Annotated in this window: 7 protein-coding genes and 1 pseudogene; 1 reads left to right on the top strand and 7 read right to left on the bottom strand. The window is 74.2% G+C overall.

Annotated features, from left to right (window positions below; genetic code table 11):
• Positions 1–674: 674 nt before the first annotated feature.
• A complete protein-coding gene (locus AOK09_RS32110; protein WP_245687584.1) occupies positions 675–1,706 on the top strand; it encodes an acetylserotonin O-methyltransferase in 1,032 nt (343 codons plus the stop codon).
• An 84-nt stretch (positions 1,707–1,790) separates the two neighbouring features.
• On the opposite strand, the gene AOK09_RS32105 is transcribed toward AOK09_RS32110, so the two are convergent.
• The 7 genes and pseudogenes from AOK09_RS32105 to AOK09_RS32075 all read right to left on the bottom strand — a co-directional run.
• A complete protein-coding gene (locus AOK09_RS32105) occupies positions 1,791–2,123 on the bottom strand; it encodes a TcmI family type II polyketide cyclase (protein WP_055590745.1) in 333 nt (110 codons plus the stop codon).
• Between the two features lie 112 nt (positions 2,124–2,235).
• Entirely contained in the window at positions 2,236–2,730 is a 495-nt protein-coding gene (locus tag AOK09_RS32100) for an SRPBCC family protein (RefSeq protein ID WP_055590744.1), read from the bottom strand.
• A 1-nt stretch (position 2,731) separates the two neighbouring features.
• Complete coding sequence (locus tag AOK09_RS32095; RefSeq protein WP_055590743.1) at positions 2,732–2,989, bottom strand: acyl carrier protein; 258 nt, start codon at positions 2,987–2,989, stop codon at positions 2,732–2,734.
• 53 nt (positions 2,990–3,042) lie between these two features.
• Positions 3,043–4,320, bottom strand: a complete 1,278-nt coding sequence (locus tag AOK09_RS32090) for a beta-ketoacyl synthase N-terminal-like domain-containing protein (protein WP_055590742.1) — start codon at positions 4,318–4,320, stop codon at positions 3,043–3,045.
• Entirely contained in the window at positions 4,317–5,585 is a 1,269-nt protein-coding gene (locus tag AOK09_RS32085) for a beta-ketoacyl-[acyl-carrier-protein] synthase family protein (protein ID WP_055590741.1), read from the bottom strand. Before AOK09_RS32085 ends, AOK09_RS32090 begins: the two co-directional genes overlap by 4 nt.
• Entirely contained in the window at positions 5,582–6,001 is a 420-nt protein-coding gene (locus AOK09_RS32080) for a cupin domain-containing protein (RefSeq protein WP_055590740.1), read from the bottom strand. Before AOK09_RS32080 ends, AOK09_RS32085 begins: the two co-directional genes overlap by 4 nt.
• Before the next feature lie 53 nt (positions 6,002–6,054).
• Positions 6,055–6,245, bottom strand: a pseudogene (locus AOK09_RS32075) (TcmI family type II polyketide cyclase); the annotation flags it as partial.

Raw genomic sequence — 6,245 nt, 5'->3', positions numbered from 1 at the left:
GTGCGCGCGGCCGTAGTCGGCGGTGAGCGTGAAGGCGTCCAGGGAGAGCTTCACCGCGGGCCCCCGGGGCTGCCGGGCGCCGCCCCGGCGGTCCGCCGCCTGCCGCCGCCCGGCCGGGGCTGCAGCTGCCGTACGGCCCGCTGGGCGGCTCGGGGGTGCCGGCCGAGGTCGGCGGGGGCGCAGGGGTCAGGGGGAACCATGGTGGTCCTCCGTCCGCGTCGTCGGGCTGCCAGGGGCACAGCGGTACCGGACGCGCCGGGGAACGGAAGGCAGGTCGTCGCTGATCGCGAACGCAAAGCCCCCCGGAACCCCACCTGAACCCGCCCCGTCCGTCGATCATACCCATGGGGCCCGGCGGAGTTGAGGGGCAGTCACCGCAGGGCCGGAGCCGCCGGGCCGGAGAGCCGTCCTCCCGTCGGGGCGCGCCCACGGCGGGCCCGCCGCGCCCCCGGCACCGCGGGGCAGGTGATCACCCCGCCCGCGTGCGCCCGCGCCGCGCGGCGCCCCGGCGCGGGGCCGCCGGGCCCGGACTCCCCGGGAGGACCCCACCCGCCATTCGGGTCGTCCCCTCGGCAGCCCGGCCGCGCCGCCCGGGCGGTCCGGGCCCCGTCGGCGACCGTGGAGGGCGGCGGACACCCTCCCCTTCCGCCGTCGACCAGCAGAAAGGGGCACCCATGGACAGCCAGCCGACCGCCACCCCCAACGCCGCCATGCGTCTGCGCGAACTCGCCTTCAGCGCCGCCTCGGCCGCCGCCGTCCGCGCCGCGGTGCGGCTCGGCGTCCCCGACGCCCTCGGCGACACCCCCACCACGGCCGGCGAACTGGCCGCAGCCGTCGACGCCGACCCGCAGGCGCTGCGGCGCCTGCTGCGCGCCCTGACCTGCCAGGGCGTCTTCGCCGAGGACGGCGAGGGCCGGTTCGTGCACACCGAGACATCGCGCCTGCTGCGCGAGGACACCCCCCGGTCGATGCGCTATGTGTCGCTGTGGACCACCGAGCCCTGGACCTGGGCGGCCTGGCCGCTGCTGGACGAGGCGGTCCGCCGCGGCGGCCATGTCTTCGACGACCTCTTCGGCAAGGGCTTCTTCGAGTACCTGCACGAGGACGCGCCGGAGTCCGCCGAGGTGTTCAACCGGGCGATGACCCACTCCAGCCGCCAGTCGGCGCAGGACATCGCCGAGATGCTGGACCTGCGGGGCGTGGCCACGGTCGCCGACATCGGCGGCGGCCAGGGCCATGTGCTGGCCGGGCTGCTGGAGCGCAACCCGGACCTGCGGGGCGCGCTGCTGGACCTGCCGGACGTGGTGGCCAAGGCCGACCCGCGGCTGCTGCCCGGCGGCGCACTGGCCCCCCGGGTGCAGCTGGTCGGGGGCGACTGCCGCCGGGAGATCCCGGTGCAGGCGGACCTCTACATCATCAAGAACATCCTGGAGTGGGACGACAGCAGCACCCGCGCCACCCTGCGCAACGCGGTCGCCGCCGCCCGGCCGGGTGCCCGGGTGCTGGTGATCGAGAACCTGGTGGACGACAGCGCCTCCATGCCGTTCACCGCGGCCATGGACCTGCTGCTGCTGCTCAACGTCGGCGGCCGCAAGCACACCACGGACAGCCTGGTGGCGCTCATGGAGGAGGCCGGGCTGAAGGTCGGGGACGTCCGCCCGGTCAACCCCTATCTGCACGCCTTCGACGGTGTGGTGCCGGAGTAACGGCGGCACCTCCCCGGTCATCTTCCCAGTCACGGTTCCACCGGCCGGCACCCGGCCGGCCGGTGGAACCCCGGCCGGAGCCGGTCAGGAGACCCGGTCGCGCTCCCAGCGGTAGAACTCGTGCGCCATGGCGTCCTTGGGCTCCCGCCAGGTCGCCGGGTCGTAGGCGGAGACGTACGCCTGGAGCCGTTCGCTGACGTCGCGGAACTCGGGGTGGCTCACATGCTTGGCCACCTCGGGGCCCGGCGGCCGCTCGGCCTCGATCAGGTGCAGGTACAGCTCCCCGAACTGGAAGAGGCTGCGGCCGCGCACCCCGATCAGGTGCGGGAGCTCCCCCTGGTCGGAGGCGGCGAACACATCGGCGATGTCGGGTGCGGAGTCGGGCTTCATACGGGCGACGATCAGGGATCGGTACACGGTGGGTTCCTCTTGGTAAGCGGAGAGTGACGGCGCGGGCCCGGCCGACGTCGCGGTGATCCGCCGTCGGCCGGGCCCGGCGCGGTGGGGCCCGCGGTGGGGCCCGGTCGGGTCAGCCGGTGACTGCCGTGGCCGGGGCGACCCCCAGCTCGACGGCGCGCTGCTCGACCTTGTCGCGGATCAGCTCCATCTGGACGCGGGAGTTGCGGTTGATGTTGTCGGTCATCCACTGGTCGTCGACGGGCGCGTCGGGCTTCATCGCGAAGTCCTGGACCCACCGCATCCGGGTGCCGCCGGGCACCTCGTGGTACTCCCAGTGGATCTCCATGTGACGGAAGGGCCCGGTCTCCACCCGGCGGGCCGCGACGGTGCGGGTGACCGGGTCGGGCTCCCGCTCGCTCACCCAGCTCCAGACCTGGCCGTCCTCGTCGGGGTGCATGGTGAGGCGGAAGGTGGTCTTGCGGCCCTCCCGCTTCAGCACCTCCACCTCGGCGTACTCGCTGAACAGGTCCGGCCAGCTCTCCAGGTCGTTGGTGATCTCCCAGGTGAGGTCGAGCGGGGCGGCGATGACGATCTCGTTCTCGGTGTGTCCGACGGTGGGGCTCATCTCAGACTCCAGTGGTCAGGCGGTTGTTGGCGAGGGCCACGAACTCGTGGGGGGTCCTGCAGGACTCGGCGCCGGGTCCGATCGGTGCGCCGTGGCGGTTCTCCAGCGCGGCCACCACACCGAGCAGGCCGAGCGAGTCCAGCCCGAACTCCTCGAAGGTGGCGGCCGGCCGGTTCTCCAGCTCCCGGGAGTCGACAGCGACTCCCGCGCAGGACTGCATCAGCGCGGCGAGTTCGTCGAAGGTCAGGACTTGGTTCATCAGTGGTTCTCCTTCGCAGGTGGCGGCCGTCGGTCGGGGCGCGGTGGCCCCGGTCACGGCCGGTCGGTGCCGCCGCCGCGACGCAGTACGAGCGCGGCGTTGCAGCCCATCAGCCCCCGGCTGAGCACCAGGACGGTGCGCAGTTCGGCGAGACGGGCGGTGCGGGTCACCAGGTCCAGGTCGTGGCTGACGTCCACGACGTTGGGTGTGGGGGGCACCACACCGCTCTCCATGGCCAGGACGGCGGTGGCCACGTCGAGCACCGGTCCGCCGCAGTACGTCCGGCCGATGCCGGTCTTGGGAGCGGTGACCGGCACCAGGGAGATCCGCGGGCCCAGCACGTCGGCCAGGGCCAGCGCCTCGGCGCGGTCGGCCTCGGGGACGCCCAGGGCGTCCGCGAAGACCGCGTCGATCTCCTCGGGCACGCAGTCGGCCTCCTGCAGGGCGGCCCGGGCTGCGTGCGCCAGTCCCTCACGGGACCGCTGCCAGCCGTCCGTTCCGGTGAAGGTGGCGGCGTGGCCGGCGATCAGCGCGCGCGGTTCGATCCCGCGTTCGCGGGCCGCGGACTCCTCCTCCAGCACCAGCATCCCGCCGCCCTCCGCGGGGGCGAACCCGCAGGCGTCGGCGGTGAAGGGGAGGTAGGCGCGCGCCGGGTCGGCGGACCGGCTCAGCTCCTGGTAGCCGAGCTGGCAGACCGCCGAGTACGGGGCCAGCGGCGCCTCGGCGGCACCGACCACCATGGCCCGGGCGCCGCGCCGGATGCCCCGGCGGGCGTGGGCGATGGCGTCCAGACCGCCGGCCTCGTCGTCGGCCAGCACCCCGCAGGGGCCCTTGAAGCCGCCGCGGATGGAGATCTGGCCGGTGCTGGCCGCGTAGAACCAGGCGATCGACTGGTAGGGCCCGACGAAACGGGGCCCCTTGCCCCACAGCTGCTGCAGCTCCCGCTGGCCGAACTCGCCCCCGCCGGATCCCGCCGCGGTGACCACCCCGAGGTCGAAGGGCGATCCCCCGGTGGTGTCCAGCCGGGCGTCGGCCAGCGCGAGGTCGGCCGCAGCCATCGCGAAGTGGGTGAAGCGGTCGGTCTGCACGGTGAAGCGGGTCTCCACCGCCTCCTGCGCGTCGAAGCCGCGGACCTCGCCGGCCACCCGCAGCGGCAGGTCCTCGCAGCCCTCGCGGGAGACCCGGTCGAGGACCGCGACGCCTTCCCTGGTCGCCTTCCAGAAGGCGTCGGCGCCGATGCCGTTGGGGGCGACCACGCCGATCCCGGTCACCACCGCCCGCCGGTGGCCGCCCGGGACCCGCCGGCTGCTCGGCACTCGCTGACTGCTCATGGCATCCTCCCGTTGCCGCGGTTCAGGACCACCGCCGACTGGAAGCCGCCGAACCCGCTGCCGACCGAGAGCACCGTCCGCAGCCGCGCCTCACGGGCCGTGCGGGGCACATAGTCCAGGTCGCACTCCGGGTCGGGGGTCTCGTAGTTGGCGGTGGGCGGTACGACGCCCCGGGCCAGCGCCAGGGTGCAGGCGGCGAGCTCGATGGCGCCGATGGCCCCCAGCGAGTGCCCCACCATGGACTTGATGGAGCTCATCGGGGTCTCGTAGGCGTGGGCGCCGAGCGACCGCTTGACCGCAGCGGTCTCATGACGGTCGTTCTGCTGGGTGCCCGAGCCGTGCGCGTTGACGTAGTCGATGTCGCCGGGGTCGATCCGGGCGTCGGCCAGCGCGGTGTCGATGGCGTGCGACATCTCCAGGCCCTCCCGGGTGAGCCCGGTCATGTGGTAGGCGTTGCCGAAGGTCGCGAAGCCGCGGATCTCGCAGTACACCCGGGCGCCGCGCCGCCGGGCGTGCTCCAGCTCCTCCAGGACCAGCACCGCCGAACCCTCGCCGAGGACGAAGCCGTCCCGGTCCCGGTCGAACGGCCGGGAGGCGTGCGCCGGGTCGTCGTTGCGGGTCGAGGTGGCCTTGATGGCGTCGAAGCAGGCCACCGTGATGGGGGAGATGGGTGAGTCCGAGGCCCCGGCCAGCACCACGTCGGCCTTGCCCTCCTCGATGGTGTGGAAGGCGTAGCCGACGGCGTCCAGGCCGGAGGTGCAGCCCGTGGAGACGGTCTGCACCGGGCCGTGGGCTCCGACGTCCTCGGCCACCTCGGAGGCCAGCGCGGCGGGTGAGAACGCCCGGTGCAGGTCGGGGGCGGCCCGACGGTGGTCCACCGCCCAGCGCTGGCCGGAGCCGGACACCGCCACATAGTCGTGTTCCAGGCGGGTGGTGCCGCCCACCGCGGTGCCCAGCGACACACCGATCCGCCACGGGTCCTCGCGGGCGGTGTCCAGCCCCGAGTCCCGTACCGCCTCGCCTGCGGCGGCGAGGGCGAACTGGACGTAGCGGTCGGCGCGTGCGGCCCGGTGCGGGTCCACCCCGCCGGCTGCCGCGTCGAAGTCGCACTCGGCGGCGATCCTGGACCGGAAACCCTCCGGGTCGAAGAGGGTGATGCCGCGGGTCGCGGTACGACCGGCGGTGAGCAGGTCCCAGAACGCCGGCACGCCCACGCCCCCGGGGGCGACGACCCCCAGTCCGGTGACCGCAACCCGCCGGTTCACGCCCGGGCCTCCACGGCCTCGGCCGCCTCGGGCTCCTCCTCGGTGTCCACATGGCCGAGTTCGGGCCGCGGTGCCAGCGGACCCAGGTGGAAGACCATCCGGGCCTCCACCCTGCCCACGTTGCGGAAGCGGTGCCGCATGTTCCGGGGGATCATCAGCCCCTGGTCGGGGGCGAGGGCGTGGGTGACGCCGTCCAGGTCCACCTCCAGGGCGCCGCAGACGACGGTGACGAACTCCTCGGAGTAGGGGTGGTAGTGCTCACCGATGCGCTCACCGGGCTGCATGATGGCCACGCCCATGAAGCCGCTGGTCGCTCCGACGGTGGTGGGGGTGAGCATGGCGCGCAGATCTCCGCCGCGCCGGCGGTTGGGCTCGATCTCGTGCAGGTCCACGATGCGTGGCGGGATGGTGCTCATGGCCGGTTGCCTCCTGGGGAGTTCGGTCGGGGGGCGGTCGGGGGACGGGTGCGTCAGGCCTGCGGCGCGCTGCGGTCGGTGACCAGGGCGAGGTCGTACTCGGCGAGGAAGCGGCGCAGCCCGTCCGCGGTCGACAGCAGCAGGTCCTCGCCGGGCTCCAGCAGATGGGTGAGTTCGGCGGCGGCGGGCCCGCGGCCCACGCCGGCGGTCACCGCCGGGTCCTCCTGCGCACCGGTGCGCAGGT

The organism is Peterkaempfera griseoplana (assembly GCF_001418575.1).
GTDB classification, from domain to species: Bacteria; Actinomycetota; Actinomycetes; order Streptomycetales; family Streptomycetaceae; genus Peterkaempfera; species Peterkaempfera griseoplana.
The sequence above is the reverse complement of the archived record's forward strand: the minus strand, read 5'-3'. Positions and strand labels throughout refer to the sequence as shown.